Raw genomic sequence first — 14,323 nt, 5'->3', positions numbered from 1 at the left:
CAACGAATAATAAGGCGTTAAAAAACTGCGGCAAGCCGCAGTTTAATAAACTTGAAGGCGCTTATTACTTCTTATTTGGGGCTAGCATCATGATCATCTGCCGACCTTCTACCCGGTTAGGGAAAGATTCACAGATGGCGATATCGCTAAGATCCTCTTTAATACGAGAAAGCATTTCGATACCGATTTCCTGATGCGCCATTTCACGACCACGATAACGTAGTGTTACTTTAGCTTTATCACCCTCTTCAATGAAGCGACGCAGGTTGCGTAGTTTTACCTGGTAATCGCCTTCATCAGTTCCAGGCCGGAATTTAATTTCCTTGATCTGGATCTGTTTTTGCTTTTTCTTTTGTTCTTTAAGAGCTTTGCTCTTTTCGAACAGGAACTTACCGTAGTCCATCAACTTACAAACTGGTGGTTCTGCTGTAGGACTGATCTCTACTAAATCAGCACTTGCTTCTTCAGCTAACCGAATTGCTTCTGTCGTGGTAACGACGCCCAGCTGTTCACCTTCCATACCAATTAATCGCACTTCTGGCAGATTAATTTCTTCGTTTATCCTGTTAGGACGGTTGGCCGGTAATGTTTTCTTTCCTACTTTAATAGTATGTTCCTCCGAAAATTTTATAATTCACTTAAAGCTTATACCCGGTTTTTAATTTCAGTCAGCATTTTCTCGACAAAGCTGGCAACCGGCATTTTGCCTAAATCATCAGCTTTACGTGTTCTGACTGCAATATCACCTGCTTCGACTTCTTTATCACCGACGACAACGAGGTACGGAATACGCTTAAGTGTGTGCTCGCGAATTTTAAAGCCTATCTTCTCATTTCTCAAGTCACTTCTCACTCTAATACCGTGAGATTTGAAAGTTTTTACTAATTCTTCGACATATTCGGCCTGATTATCGGTAATATTCATAATTACCACCTGCGTGGGTGCTAACCACGTCGGGAAAAAGCCGGCGTACTCTTCGATGAGAATACCAATAAAGCGCTCTAACGAACCTAAGATAGCACGGTGAATCATCACCGGAACCAGTTTTTCGCCGCTTTCAGACACGTAACTGGCCCCTAAACGACCCGGTAACGCGAAGTCGAGTTGCACTGTGCCACATTGCCATGCGCGATTTAAACAATCGTGCAGGGTGAATTCAATCTTCGGACCATAAAAAGCACCTTCACCAGGTTGCAGTTCATAGGCAATATCATTGGCTTTTAATGCGTCCATCAAGCCTTGCTCGGCACGGTCCCAAATCTCATCAGAACCAATCCGTTGTGCCGGACGTGTCGATAGCTTCACTACGATGTCTTTAAAACCAAAGGTACTGTAAGTATCAAACACCATCTTGATACATTTAGTCACCTCTGCCTGCACTTGATCTTCAGTACAGAAGATATGCGCATCATCTTGGGTAAAGCCGCGCACGCGCATCAAGCCGTGTAAGCCACCTGAAGGCTCATTACGGTGGCAACAACCAAACTCGGCCATACGCAGCGGTAAATCACGGTAAGACTTTAACCCCTGGTTAAAGATTTGCACGTGGCCCGGGCAGTTCATTGGTTTGATAGCGTACTCACGATGCTCAGACTGGGTAGTGAACATATTATCGGCATACTTTTCCCAGTGTCCCGATTTTTCCCACAACACACGATCCATCATTAATGGACCTTTCACTTCGTCGTAGTCGTACTGGCCCAGCTTCTCGCGTACAAAAGTTTCGAGCTCACGGAAAATAGTCCAACCATCGTTGTGCCAGAACACCATACCCGGTGCTTCTTCTTGCCAGTGAAATAAGCCCAGTGCTTTACCAATTTTACGGTGATCACGCTTCTCGGCTTCTTCTAACTGGGTTAAATAGCCCGCTAATTGTTTTTTGTCTGCCCAAGCCGTACCGTAAACACGCTGCAGCATTTTATTTTTTGAATCGCCGCGCCAATAGGCACCGGCCACTTTCATAATTTTAAAGTGTTGGCAAAAGCGCATGTTGGGCACGTGCGGGCCACGACACATATCAATGTATTCTTCATGATGATACAGCGCAGGGCTGCTATCACGCGGAATATTTTGCTCAAGAATTTCTTGCTTGTAGCTTTCACCACGTGCGGCAAAGGTATCCCAAGCTTGTTGCCAGCTCACCTTGTTTTTTACCACATCGTATTCGGTTTTGGCTAACTGCAGCATGCGCGCTTCTAGCGCCGCTAAATCATCACTGCTGATCGGCTGTTCTAAATCAACGTCGTAGTAAAAACCATTATCGATAACAGGGCCGATAGCCATTTTCACGTTTGGCCAAAGTTGTTTAATCGCGTGGCCTAATAAGTGTGCACAAGAGTGACGTAAAATCTCCAAGCCTTCTTGATCTTTGCTGGTTACGATACTTAAGCTGGCATCTTGTTCAATCAGTTCACAAGCATCAACAAGTTCACCATTAACTTTACCGGCAATGGTGGCTTTAGCTAAACCTGGGCCAATGTCTTTCGCAACATCAAGTACAGTAACGGCATGGTCAAAGGCGCGCTGACTACCGTCAGGCAGAGTAATAACTGGCATGATCAATCCTTTTACAGTGGTGGCCCAAACCAAGGGTCACTTGTTTATCTATGATAAGAGGTTTCGTCACCTTGCTGTGCAGTTAATGGCTTACACGAAAAGCCATCTGCAGAACGTCGGCAGCGAAGCAAAAAAGCGGTGGCTATGGTATCACTTCATGCTGGGTGTGACCAGACAACGACAGGCTTTTACTTCACCGTTTAACCAAAGCCCAGGTAATTGCAGCGTATTGCGCAAAATGGGCGCAATTAAACTGTCGTCAACCGAGCAAAGTGGGCCTGTGGCATAAGGCCCGGCATAAATTAACTGCCCCTGTTCAAATATGAGCACTGCCGGTGCAGCCGGCAAACTAAAACCTGCTGCCTGCAATTGTTCGGCAGAGAATTGAAATTGCCGGTTAGCGGTGATTTGATAACTGTGGGTAAATAAATCGCGATGTTCAGCTGCTAGGCGATTGCAGACACAACCGGTTTGGGTCACGTGCACAACCTGCTTATCATTGGCGGGGGCGATACCCAAGCGTTCGATAGCAAAGGCAGCCGATGTTTGCCTTTGCCATACCCCCGTTTGATCAAACAAGCCATAGTACTGCTGGCCAAAAAGATACAAACCAATACTTGCGATAGCGATCCAACTGATAAAGAGTAATGCGACCAAGCGCACTCGATGTTGCATCTGCATCAGCGGCTACACATTAAACTTTAACGATTCGTTATTAAGCGCCTGCGTAATGTGCTCTAAATTGTCTGCCGTTTTTAGCACCTTTCGGCCTTGCTCATTTTGCTCGCTGGTCATATGGCTCAACTGCTGGGCACTTTGCGCAATTTCGTTACTTGAGGCACTTTGTTGCTGTAATGAATTGGCCATAATATCGGCTGAAGTACTGACTTGCTGCGCTTGTTGCAAAATCGTTTGCAGCAATGTGCCGCTTTGCTTAGCATGCTCACGCGTATGTTGTAGCTGTTCAATACTGCGCTTTACTTCGGTAACCGACTCGCCGCTGTTTGCCAGCAAGCGCTCAATCATCACTTTTATTTCATCGGTAGAGCCGCGTGTGCGAGAGGCTAAGGTACGCACCTCATCGGCAACAACAGCAAAGCCACGGCCTTGCTCGCCCGCGCGGGCGGCTTCAATAGCGGCGTTTAACGCCAGTAAGTTAGTTTGCTCGGCGATAGATTGAATCACATCTAAAACTTTACGAATATCCACGGTTGCTTGAGCAACGTCATCAACTTTTTGGCCAGTATCATTTAATTGTTCTGACAGTTTCTGTACCGAGGTAACCGTGCTTTCAACAGAGCTTCTACCTGCCGTCGCCGCTTGCTCGGCAGCTTTAGCAAATTGCTGTACCTGCTGAGACAAATTAAACACTTCTTCAATGCTGTGCGACATTTGCTCTGTCGCCGCGGCAATTCGATCCACTTCTTTCATCTTTTGTTGCATGCTGTCAGACAAGGCCCCGCCTTCGGCCAGCATGTTTACGGCCTCTGTTCTTAGCGCAACCGTTTGTTGATCGATGATCTTTACTGTGCCTTGCAGGGTATCAAGCACCTCATTAAATCGTTTGATCACACGCGAATTTAAGTCGGCACAGCGCCCTGTTAGCACTATTTTACCGTCCTCGGTTAACAAGGCTTCTGTACTGTCAAACAAGGCTTGCCCCACTGTCGCCTCACGGTAACTTTGCCGAGCAATCACGATTAATACTGCTGACTCCAGCACCACGAAAGCGGCATGTATCATAATAATACCGAAGCTTAAACTTTGTACGGGTACCAAATATACGCCAACATCTTGCATTTGTAGGTACATAAACAACAGATGGTGCACGGCTATCGTAACCGCTGCGGTCAAGATCACCCAAAAGTCGCGAAAGGCAATTAACACTGCCAATAAGGCAAAAATACTAAAATGCATTTCTAACATGCCGGCTGATTGATGAATGTGCAGCGCGGCAAAAAACATAAAACTGACACCAAAGCTAACTCTGGCTAAATAATGATCCCCGAGTAAACGATAAAACATGATCGGTAATAAGGCGCTAGGTACACCAACAACAATAGCGGCCAGCCAACTGCCATGCCAACTGGCGAGAAACAACGCCACTAGCAACAACAGAATATTCACAAGGCTCATAATGGAAAATGCGTGCAGACGAAAGCGTGGAGCGATAGTAGACATAGCTACTCCTGTTTTTGCAGTCTGAAGAGACTGCGACCTTAAGTTTAGCAGTGATTGAGCAACCGCAGCACATTGATATTGGCATTATTAAAAATTGTTCAGAATTTTCAGCCATAATTATAGAAGAGCAAGCAAACAAAGGATCAGTCGCATGTGGCAACAAATAGCAGCACAAATTAGCTTGGAGTTGGATATCGATTTTCAGGTCGAGCGCAAGATTTCGCTTACCGGTGGCTCTATTAATCTGGCGTATAAAATATCCGGCGGTGGCCATGATTTTTTTGTCAAATTGCACCATCGCGAACAACTAGAACAATTTGAAAACGAACAATTATCCTTAGTTTGCCTAGCGCAAACACATTGCGTGCGCGTGCCTAAGGTTATTTGCGTGGGTCAAACGCTCGACAAGGCTTTTTTGGTGCTCGAGTATTTACCGCTGGAGCCAGCCAAAGCCGATCACCCCGCCTCGTGGCATCGCTTAGCCGAGCACATCGCTAAACTGCATCAACAACACGAACAAGCCATGTTTGGTTTTGATTGGGACAATCAATTAGGGCTAACCACCCAACCTAATCAATGGCAAGGTAACTGGAGTAGCTTTTTTTCTGAACAACGCTTGGGTTGGCAATTACAATTGCTATTAGAGCAAGGGTTTGGTTTTGGCAATATTGATCATATTGTGGAGCAAGCTCGTCAGCGCTTAATGCATCACAAACCCAAACCCAGTTTATTACACGGCGATCTCTGGCGTGGCAATGTCGGTTTTACGGCAGAAGGCCCAGTGATTTTTGATCCCGCCAGTTATTTTGGTGATCGAGAAACGGATATTGCTTGTAGTAGCCTTTACGGTAGCTTTCCTGCCGAGTTTTATGATCATTATCAGCAATATTACCCCTTAGCGGCTGATTTTGAAGAACGAAAAGCGCTGTATAATCTGTATCATATTTTAAACCACGCCAATTTGTTTCGTGGTAATTATCTGATCCAGGCACAAGAACAGATCAAACTACTTTTTCACTTAAAAGGCCAAGCATGACCGACTCGAATCACCCGGTAGCATTAGTCACCGGCAGCGCCCTGCGATTGGGCAAACAAATGATTATCAGCTTGCACCAACAAGGTTATCGAGTACTGATCCACTATCGCCGTTCTGCAGCGGCGGCCGAGCAACTCGCCGCGCAATTAAACCAGCTACGCGCTAACAGTGCTGCCACGCTTTGTGCGAACTTAACCGACGATGCGGCAATTGCCCCTCTCGCCCAGCAAGCCATTGCTTGTTTTGGCCGTTTAGATTTATTGGTTAATAACGCCTCAAGTTTTTATCCGACACCGCTGGCTAACGCCCAGTTGGATGATTGGCAAGAGCTGTTTGGCTCGAACGTCAAAGCGCCGTACTTTTTGAGTAAAGCTTTAAGTGCCGAACTGACAAAGCGCCAAGGCTGCATTATTAATATGGTGGATATTCACGCCGATAAACCCTTAGCTGAGCACAGCATTTATTGCATGGCCAAAGCGGCCTTGCAAATGATGACCAAGGCCTTAGCTCGCGAGCTGGCGCCAGCAGTTCGGGTTAATGGTATCGCGCCAGGCGCCATTTTATGGCCAAGCCAGGCGCTCGATGATGCCGATAAAGACATGGTATTACAGCAAGTACCCCTGGCACGCTTAGGTGAGGCCAACGACATTGCCAATACTCTGCTATTTTTAGCACAGGCACCTTACATTACGGGGCAAATTGTTGCGGTAGACGGTGGCAGAAGTTTAGGTGGTGCCAATAAAGCGTAATATGCCGAGCCCTAAACCGCTCAGGCAAAACGGGAGAAGGCAGTATGAAACCCATATTTCAAAGTGTGAATTGCCCTTTTTGTGGTTATCCCAGCGATATTTGCGTGGAAGCCTCAGCAGAGGATCAAGATTACATCGAGGATTGCAGCAATTGCTGCAATCCGATGCATATTCGAGTGCATACTGATGATCTACAACATCGTGTGCAGATCTTCGTCGATGCCGATGACGAACAGTATTACTGAGCTTGCTCAGTATTGGCAAAGCGTGCTGCCATCACGCGCTCAACCGTGCGAATAATCGTCACGGTTTGTTGATCGAGTTCGATATTAATGCGATCGCCAATCACTTTATCGCCTAAAGTTGTTAGCGCCAGTGTTTCAGGGATCAGATACAAACCAAAGCCTTCGGCAGTGACTTTGCCCACGGTTAAACTGCAGCCTTCCACCGCGATAAACCCTTTTGGTTGGATGTAAGGCAGCATGGCAGGATCCACTTTCAGCAGCAGCTGACAGTTTTGCGCATCTTGGGTTTTCCCGACCAATTCGGCCGTTGCCTGAATGTGGCCCGAGACAATATGCCCGCCAAGCTCGTCGCCAAAACGCAGAGAACGCTCTAAGTTCACTCGGCTACCGACCTTTAGCGTACCAAGATTGGTTTTATCTAACGTTTCAGCAATAACATCAAAGCAAACCCAACCAGCAGCACTGTCAAAGTTGGTGGCGGTAAGGCAAACACCATTAATCGCAATACTGGCGCCACGTTGCAATTGCGCCAGATGTGTGGGGGCAACGTTTAGGGTTAAGGTCCTAAGACCGGGTAAATCAGCAATTTGCTTGATGGTGGCGGTGGTTTGCACTATTCCAGTAAACATAAAACCTCAGTTGTGTTAAATTGCGCGGCTGACAACACTGTAGCAAAATTAAGACGGCGCTCATGTTACCTTTTTCCCGCTTTGAAGCCAGAACCATTTTAAAATTATCCGGCCCGATCATTCTGGCACAAGTCACGCAAACCTTAATGATGTTTGTCGATACTGTGATGGCCGGTCGTTACGGTGCTGTCGACATGGCCGCCATTGCGGTTGCGTCAGGCTTATGGCTGCCGATTGTGATGACCTTACAAGGTTTGTTGCTGGCGTTAACGCCGATTATCGCCCAGTTTTTTGGCAGCAAACAAACCAGCTTAGTCAGCCACTATACGTTACAAACCAGTTATTTGGGTTTACTGCTCGCGGCCTTATTGTTTGTATTGATGCTGTTTGCTGAAATTCCCATCAGTAAATTACACATGGAAAGCGAACTGCAAACTAAGACCCTGCAATACCTGTACTACGTTAGTTTTGGGCTGTTTCCTGCTGTCGGTTACATTGTTATGCGTAATTTATTTGAAGGCCTTGGCAATACTAAAGCCAGTATGTGGATCAGCTTTGTTGGCCTGTTAGTGAATATCCCCGCCAATTACGTGTTTATTTATGGCAAATTGGGTATGCCCGCGCTTGGGGGGGCCGGCTGTGGTATTGCCACCAGTTTAGTGTTTTTAGCGATGTTTTTGGCGATGCTTTGCTACGGTTGGTTTAGCCGCTCAACTCGGCCTTATCGGCACTGGCCAGCCAGTTTAAAATTAAATTGGCCAGCACAATGGCAAATCTTTCGTATCGGCACGCCCATTGCCGCGTCTATTTTCTTTGAAGTCACCTTATTCGCCTGTGTGCCGCTGATGATTGTGCATTTGGGGCCGGTGATCGTCGCCGGTCATCAGGTGGCGCATAACTACAGCTCGATTATTTTTATGATCCCGTTGTCACTGGGTTTAGCCACCACCATCCGCGTCGGGCACTTAGTGGGCGAGCAAAATTTGCAAAGCCTGAAAAAAGCCATTGGCTCGGCGTTGATCCTGTCCATGTTGCTGTCGCTGCTCACCATTGTGTTTACGCTATTGATGCGCCAGCACGTGGCGGCCTTGTATTCACCTGATCCTGCGGTAATAGCCTTGGCCAGCTCATTATTAATTTTAGCCAGCTTTTATCAGTTTTCAGATGCCATCCAAGTGGTGTCGTCTTGTGCCTTACGCGGCATGAAAATTACCATGCCGGTATTTTTTATCACGCTAATTTCCTATTGGCCAATCGGTTTTGGCCTTGGCTGCGTACTAGGCTTAACCAACTGGTTGGTTGAACCGATGGGCGCACATGGTTTTTGGATCGGCATTATTGTTGGCTTAACGGTTTCTGCCATTGCCTTAGGTTTCGTGTTACGCAAACAATTAAACAGGATGGAACATGAACATAACGCAGGGGCTACTGCTTAGTGTTGCTACCACACTTTTACTTGGCTGCAGCAAGCCAGCAGGTAAAGCGGAACTCGCGGATTATCAACAACGTTTAACTCGGGTGTTGGCTTTAGACAAAGCGGACATCTCGCTCTTACCTACTACTCCGTTACCGGCCAAAAATAGCCTACTGGTGCCGCAACCTGATTTACGCATGGATCTTTTAGATGCGTTTGCAACGCGCCAGTGTGGTTTAGATCAGCTCATTGCCGAGCGCAACAGCAGCATGGGCCGCGTATTTAGCGTGAGTAAACGGCTTAACTACGAATTACGTTTACTGGCGGTGTTAGCTGATTGCGATCAGCAAGATTGGCCTGAGCCATTAAAACAACAAATAACGGAGGTTTATCAGCAGAAACTCGCACAAATCAACAGCGTGTTTTTAAACATGCTGCAAACCGATGACACCTTGCGCAAACGTTGGCACAACAGTGACAGCATGCTCGCGCCCAATGATAGCAGTGGCTTTAACGAAAGCTTGGCCGCTTTACAGTTGCTAGTAGAATTGAAACATGCTATCGACGCCAAAGATTGGCAACGCGCCAGCCAAATGGATCCTGAGCGCGCGCTAGAAAGTTTATATCGTTATGATTTTCTGTCAAAACTGCAATACAGTTTGCGTTATACCCGCAGTTGGTTTGTGGCGATTAACCCCAAATTACAGCAGATCGCCCCGAGCACACTGTGCACCAATAACCGCAATACCGAACAGTTATCGATATTAACCACCGTTTTTCGCAAGTTTTTTATCGGCGATATCCAAGCCTATCTTGCGCAGCTTAGCCGCTTTCAGCAACAAAGTTGGCCGCTGTTAGATGAACTGTACCGAGATACGGCACTGCATCCTGTGTTAGCGCAGCGCTATTTAGAGCAAGCAGAGCAATTACAACGTTTATTGTTAGCGCACGTGGGATGGTATCAAGAGCTTAATAAGGTGTGCCCGGTAGGCTTAACCTCAAGCTAAGCACACTTAGCTTGAGGTTGTTGCAGGTTATTTACTGTTAGGTTGATAAGGCATACCTTGTTGCCACCACTGGGGTGCTGGCTTACCTTTTAAATAATGGTCAAAAAACTCAAGCATTTTAATGGTGTAGTCAATTTTATTGGCATATTGCTTTAAATGATGCGGCTCACCTTCGTATTGCAACATCACCACCGGCTTATTAAGGCGGCGCAGCGCTAAATAATATTCAATGCCCTGCTCCCATGGCACCGCGCCATCCTCATCACCAAATTGAATTAACATCGGTGTGTTAATGCGCTCGGCAAAAAACACTGGCGAGTTATCAATATAGGGTTTTAAATTCTCAAACATCGAGGGGCCAATCCGGCTTTGCCCGGTTTCATACTGAAACTGCCGCGCTAAACCTGACTCCCAGCGAATGCCACTATAAGCACTGGTCATGTTCGACACCGGTGCACCCGATACCGCTGCGGCAAACATATCGGTTTCGGTGACCACAAAGGCGGTTTGATAGCCAGACCAGCTGTGGCCATGTAAGCCGATGGCTTTAGGATCAGCAATGCCCAAATCAATCAATTTTTGCACGCCCGGCACTAACGACTCGGTGGCACTTGGTCCTGGCGCGCCCTCACGGAAGCGTACATCCGGTAAGAACACCACATAATCTTGGCCTAAATAAAACGGAAAATTCGGTCGGTGGTTAATTTTCATTTGATTATAATGGTTTAGGCGCTGTGAAAACTGCTCATAGTAATACACCATCACCGGATAGCGTTTATTGGCATCATAACCATCAGGCGTTAACACTACCCCTTGTAAACGCTCGCCATCGGCGGTGTTCCAGTCAATTAAATGGCTGTCACCCCAAATAAACTCGCTTTGCTGCGGGTTGACATGAGTTAACTGTAGGCGCTCGCTAAAGTCATAACTGGCTTGCCACAGATCCGGGAATTGCCGGAAGCTTTGCTCGGTAAACAGGTAGCGTTGTTGTTGCTCAAGTGCTTCGACAAAGTCATAGCGCTTTGCACCTTGTACTAAGGTGGTGAGCGTACCATTCGCCAGTTCAAACTTTGCAAAACCATAGCCCTTGTTTTCTTCGTGATACATGGCCAATAACAAGGTGGCGTTTGGCGCGAAGGCAAGCGTCTCATCGGTTTTTTCGACCCGATATTGCACACTGTTAGCACGGCCTTGCTTAGTCAGGTTTTGGCTGCTGCCATCTAAAGCCAAGGCCCAAATGTCGAAGCGATCATACACCAGTACGGCTGAGCTATCCGCAAGCCAGCCGGCTACGCCGTAACTGCGCGCTGGCATGGGTACGTCATTTTCTTCATCGACCCAAAATACGTTAACGTCTGCCCCCAACACTTGCTGCTGGCCAGTTTGGCTATCAAATAGCCGATATTGCGCATCTTGCAAATACACAACAAAGCGACCATCGGGTGATAAGTGCGCCCATTCTTGGCTGCGATTCGCGGTGAATACTGGCTGGCGTTTGCCGGTTTTTAGATCCACGTGCCACATATCATGTAAACGGCCATTCCAGCTCAGCTGCTTTAAATAAGGCCGGCCATTACTAATTAACTGCGCACTGCTGTGCTCGGTTAAGCGCAGCCGATCTGCGATATCATCACTTAACGCCACCATCTTTAAGCTATCAAGCCAAATCACCGACGGGGCAGTACGTTTTTGTGCCTCTTTATATTCCGCTTTTTGTTGGCTATTAATCCGCTCATCCTCGCCATGCCATACCTGCAAGCGCCGATCGGCCAGTAAACGGTTAATGTCATACAGCTCAGCTTCGCTTTGCGGTAAGGCCGGCTTCGCCATTTGCTCGCCCAGATCGGGCCGATGCCCGACAAATAAGCGCTGGCCATCTTTGCTAAAGCGCGGGGCATAATGCTCGCTTAACAGCCAGCCGCTTCGCGCAGTGTTCACTGGTTGTGCGGCCGCAGTACCTGCTGACCAAAGCCATAATTGCTGCGCCGCTTCAGCTTGTTTACTGGCAGTAAGCTGCGCTTTAGTTGGGCCTGAGAAAAACGCTAACTGCGTGCCCTGCTGATTAAATTGCAGCTGTTGCAGTTTTTGCAAAGCGTGAGCTAAAGCAGCATATTGCTTATCCGCTGCACTGTCCCAGACAATCAGCGCTTGCTTAGCGGCGCTCTCAGTCTCTTTTTCCTGCTTGCTTGCCTTATCAGCCTGCTGAACAACCCAAGCCACTAAGGGCCCGGTTTCAGCTGCCGCAAAGTCGGTCACCTGCCCTAAGGTTGTGAGTTTACCACTGGCTAAATGCAGCGCTTGTAAGCTTTGCGTCTCGTCCTTGCTGTCGGCTTTACGTACCAGTAACAGCGCATAGTGGCTGTCACCGCTAAAGGCAAAACGGTCAATATTGGCAATCACCTGGCTTTCGCCGGTGGCGGTATTAAGTAGCACCGCGTTTTGCTCAAGCGCATCGCGGGCTTTTTTATCTGCGGCTTGTTCACGGGCTAACAAAGGCGCTTGCTGGCGAAACAAAGCAAAAGCGCCATCGGCGCTCACTTGGCCGCGATCGGCATTTGGCACGCTAAACTGTTGCCCTGTAGCAATGTGCACTGCATAGCCGGTGCTATCACCAAAATCTGGCATGGCGGTATATACCATAACCTGCTGGTTTTTACTGACTTGGCGCTGGCTAATCTCCCGAAACTGCATAATGTCATTCAGGCTTAGCGGCTTAAGATTGGCCGTACTGATTTGACTGGATTGGATCACAGCCGAGGTTGTGACATCGCCGCGTGCCATAGGTGTAGTGCTTTGATACTGGCTACAGGCGACACTGGCAAATGCCAGCAGCAAACAGCCAGCCAGGCGGCTAAAGCCGCGAACAGTATTAGACATAGAACCCTCAATAACGGTGTTTATCGTTTTATTTTGTCAAAACTTACCACAAGCCAACAACGTTGTGGCAAGCCATAGCCTGAGCACCACCCTAGATACGACCAATTCCAAGCCATGTGCGGTTAATTACCCCACAATAGCGCCCACCGCAGGCCAACACGGCTAAATTTCAGCCAAACACATCAAACAGGCAGAAAAACACTTGCCAACACGCCACTAGCGCAATAACATAGCGCCCGTTGTCGATGACAGTTATCAACAACCACTCAGTGTGCGTCCTTAGCTCAGCTGGTTAGAGCACTACCTTGACATGGTAGGGGTCGGTGGTTCGAGTCCACTAGGACGCACCAAAAATTTCAAACAAAAAAAGCCGCTCATTGAGTGGCTTTTTTTGTTTTTAAAGCATTGAATAAAAGTGTTTTTTTGAAACATCGGCGATTAAATTAGAACTGCATTTAATTTAAAAGCCCCTCACCAGCATAATACAACAATCTTACAACTTCCTGATCATGTAAAACACTTCCGAATATTCAGTTAAAAATTAAATTATTTATTAAAAATTTTCTTAGTCTACGTTTAGAATTAACATTGAGTTTCAGAGTTGATGTTTTTAATACACTGAACATCAGCTTTGAGTGCGTCAATTTCTTTTCTATGATTAGCTGAAAATTCCATAAGTTTAGTGATTTCAGAAATCTTCACTTCTCTAATGTGCTTATCAATAGACTTTAAATGTTCTTCTTGACTTTTTATTTTCACAATCAGTTCTTGGCTTTCTTTTTTAGCATCAGCAATTTGTTTTTGATAGCTTAGCAGCTCAACATTTGTATCCTGAAATGCTTTATACAGTGTCTTGTATCCAAATCCCCCCGTCAACAAAAGCGTGAAAAGACAAATATAAAATATCTTAGAATCTCTACTTTTGGTTTTTTCTATAAAATTATGAAACTCTTTTTCTTGCATTAATACACGCTCATTATAATCTGCGCTCATACCCCCCTCCTTTAAGCTAAAAATGCTATTTATTTCGATTTAGAACTGTTTTTGATAAAAGAGCAACAAAAGCATCTGCATTTTTTACACAATCACTCGACTTAAGAATTGTAAAAGCTTTTGTAAAGTCTTTGGTTTCGAAATGCATAGCAAATGTAATAGAATGAGCACAATTACTAGCCCTATTTCTACAGAAAAATAAAATTATTATCAGTGTCAAAATTATTACTTCTAAAAGTGCTACTCGCCAGCTTTCATCGATAAAAAAAGGTACGAGAATTGCGGAAATAAATGATGCTATCATTCCATAAAAGAATATATCCTCTTTAATTTGTATTCGCCGATGTATACTTTGCAAAGGAGAGTCCTGTAAAGTATTTGCCATAATGCAGCCCTCAATCATGATCCTAAGTTGAGTATTAAAACTGTCAAAATTTTTTAAACATGCAATAGATCTTTATATAAAATCACACAACCAATAAAAATATAGCTCAGGCGGCTCTTTAGTAAAGGTCAAGTAAACAAAAAATCATAAAAAATAAAACTCTATTTAATCAGCTAGATGCACTTAATTTTAATGCTCAAACCCTACAAAAGCTTTATTGGTAAGCTAAATCTAATAGACTGAGTATTTAT

Annotated in this window: 13 protein-coding genes and 1 tRNA gene; 6 read left to right on the top strand and 8 right to left on the bottom strand. The window is 46.1% G+C overall.

Translation table 11 applies throughout. The annotated features are described in order from the left end of the window. Window positions 1-64: 64 nt before the first annotated feature. From infC to LMJ53_RS05730, 4 genes are all read right to left on the bottom strand, one after another. A complete protein-coding gene (infC, locus tag LMJ53_RS05745; RefSeq protein ID WP_226750998.1) occupies window positions 65-607 on the bottom strand; it encodes a translation initiation factor IF-3 in 543 nt (180 codons plus the stop codon). A gap of 38 nt (window positions 608-645) precedes the next feature. Beyond that, a complete protein-coding gene (thrS, locus tag LMJ53_RS05740) occupies window positions 646-2,556 on the bottom strand; it encodes a threonine--tRNA ligase (protein WP_229585211.1) in 1,911 nt (636 codons plus the stop codon). A 150-nt stretch (window positions 2,557-2,706) separates the two neighbouring features. Beyond that, window positions 2,707-3,237 carry a DUF6436 domain-containing protein gene (locus tag LMJ53_RS05735; protein ID WP_229585210.1) on the bottom strand — a complete coding sequence of 177 codons (531 nt, stop codon included), beginning with the start codon at window positions 3,235-3,237 and terminating at the stop codon, window positions 2,707-2,709. Between the two features lie 6 nt (window positions 3,238-3,243). Beyond that, window positions 3,244-4,737: a methyl-accepting chemotaxis protein gene (locus LMJ53_RS05730; RefSeq protein WP_229585209.1), complete on the bottom strand. Its 1,494-nt coding sequence runs from the start codon at window positions 4,735-4,737 to the stop codon at window positions 3,244-3,246. A 151-nt stretch (window positions 4,738-4,888) separates the two neighbouring features. Here LMJ53_RS05730 and LMJ53_RS05725 point away from each other — a divergent pair, with 151 nt between their 5' ends. The 3 genes from LMJ53_RS05725 to LMJ53_RS05715 are packed head-to-tail and all read left to right on the top strand — an operon-like array spanning window position 4,889 to window position 6,767. Then, the gene (locus LMJ53_RS05725; RefSeq protein ID WP_229585208.1) at window positions 4,889-5,773 is read left to right on the top strand and encodes a fructosamine kinase family protein; all 885 of its coding nucleotides are present in this window, start codon (window positions 4,889-4,891) and stop codon (window positions 5,771-5,773) included. Next, the gene (locus LMJ53_RS05720; RefSeq protein WP_229585207.1) at window positions 5,770-6,522 is read left to right on the top strand and encodes a pteridine reductase; all 753 of its coding nucleotides are present in this window, start codon (window positions 5,770-5,772) and stop codon (window positions 6,520-6,522) included. Before LMJ53_RS05725 ends, LMJ53_RS05720 begins: the two co-directional genes overlap by 4 nt. 44 nt (window positions 6,523-6,566) lie before the next feature. Then, window positions 6,567-6,767, top strand: a complete 201-nt coding sequence (locus tag LMJ53_RS05715; protein WP_229585206.1) for a CPXCG motif-containing cysteine-rich protein — start codon at window positions 6,567-6,569, stop codon at window positions 6,765-6,767. On the opposite strand, the gene LMJ53_RS05710 is transcribed toward LMJ53_RS05715, so the two are convergent. After that, window positions 6,761-7,396: a riboflavin synthase subunit alpha gene (locus LMJ53_RS05710; protein WP_229585205.1), complete on the bottom strand. Its 636-nt coding sequence runs from the start codon at window positions 7,394-7,396 to the stop codon at window positions 6,761-6,763. The genes LMJ53_RS05715 and LMJ53_RS05710 overlap by 7 nt on opposite strands. A gap of 62 nt (window positions 7,397-7,458) precedes the next feature. Here LMJ53_RS05710 and LMJ53_RS05705 point away from each other — a divergent pair, with 62 nt between their 5' ends. Further along, window positions 7,459-8,832 (top strand): MATE family efflux transporter, encoded by a 1,374-nt coding sequence (locus tag LMJ53_RS05705; protein WP_229585204.1) that lies wholly within the window; start codon window positions 7,459-7,461, stop codon window positions 8,830-8,832. Further along, on the top strand, window positions 8,804-9,817 hold the full coding sequence (locus tag LMJ53_RS05700) for a DUF3080 family protein (RefSeq protein ID WP_229585203.1): 1,014 nt from the start codon (window positions 8,804-8,806) through the stop codon (window positions 9,815-9,817). Before LMJ53_RS05705 ends, LMJ53_RS05700 begins: the two co-directional genes overlap by 29 nt. A 27-nt stretch (window positions 9,818-9,844) precedes the next feature. Here the strand turns inward: LMJ53_RS05700 and LMJ53_RS05695 are convergent, their stop codons facing one another. Then, window positions 9,845-12,694 (bottom strand): prolyl oligopeptidase family serine peptidase, encoded by a 2,850-nt coding sequence (locus LMJ53_RS05695; RefSeq protein WP_229585202.1) that lies wholly within the window; start codon window positions 12,692-12,694, stop codon window positions 9,845-9,847. Window positions 12,695-12,967: 273 nt separating this feature from the next. Here LMJ53_RS05695 and LMJ53_RS05690 point away from each other — a divergent pair. Then, window positions 12,968-13,044: transfer RNA gene (locus LMJ53_RS05690), tRNA-Val, on the top strand. Between the two features lie 232 nt (window positions 13,045-13,276). Here the strand turns inward: LMJ53_RS05690 and LMJ53_RS05685 are convergent. Then, window positions 13,277-13,687: a hypothetical protein gene (locus LMJ53_RS05685; RefSeq protein ID WP_229585201.1), complete on the bottom strand. Its 411-nt coding sequence runs from the start codon at window positions 13,685-13,687 to the stop codon at window positions 13,277-13,279. A 25-nt stretch (window positions 13,688-13,712) separates the two neighbouring features. Further along, the gene (locus LMJ53_RS05680; protein ID WP_229585200.1) at window positions 13,713-14,072 is read right to left on the bottom strand and encodes a hypothetical protein; all 360 of its coding nucleotides are present in this window, start codon (window positions 14,070-14,072) and stop codon (window positions 13,713-13,715) included. Window positions 14,073-14,323 lie beyond the last annotated feature (251 nt).

Source organism: Rheinheimera sp. UJ51, assembly GCF_020819615.1.
Classification (GTDB): domain Bacteria; phylum Pseudomonadota; class Gammaproteobacteria; order Enterobacterales; family Alteromonadaceae; genus Alishewanella; species Alishewanella maricola.
The sequence above is the reverse complement of the archived record's forward strand: the minus strand, read 5'-3'. Positions and strand labels throughout refer to the sequence as shown.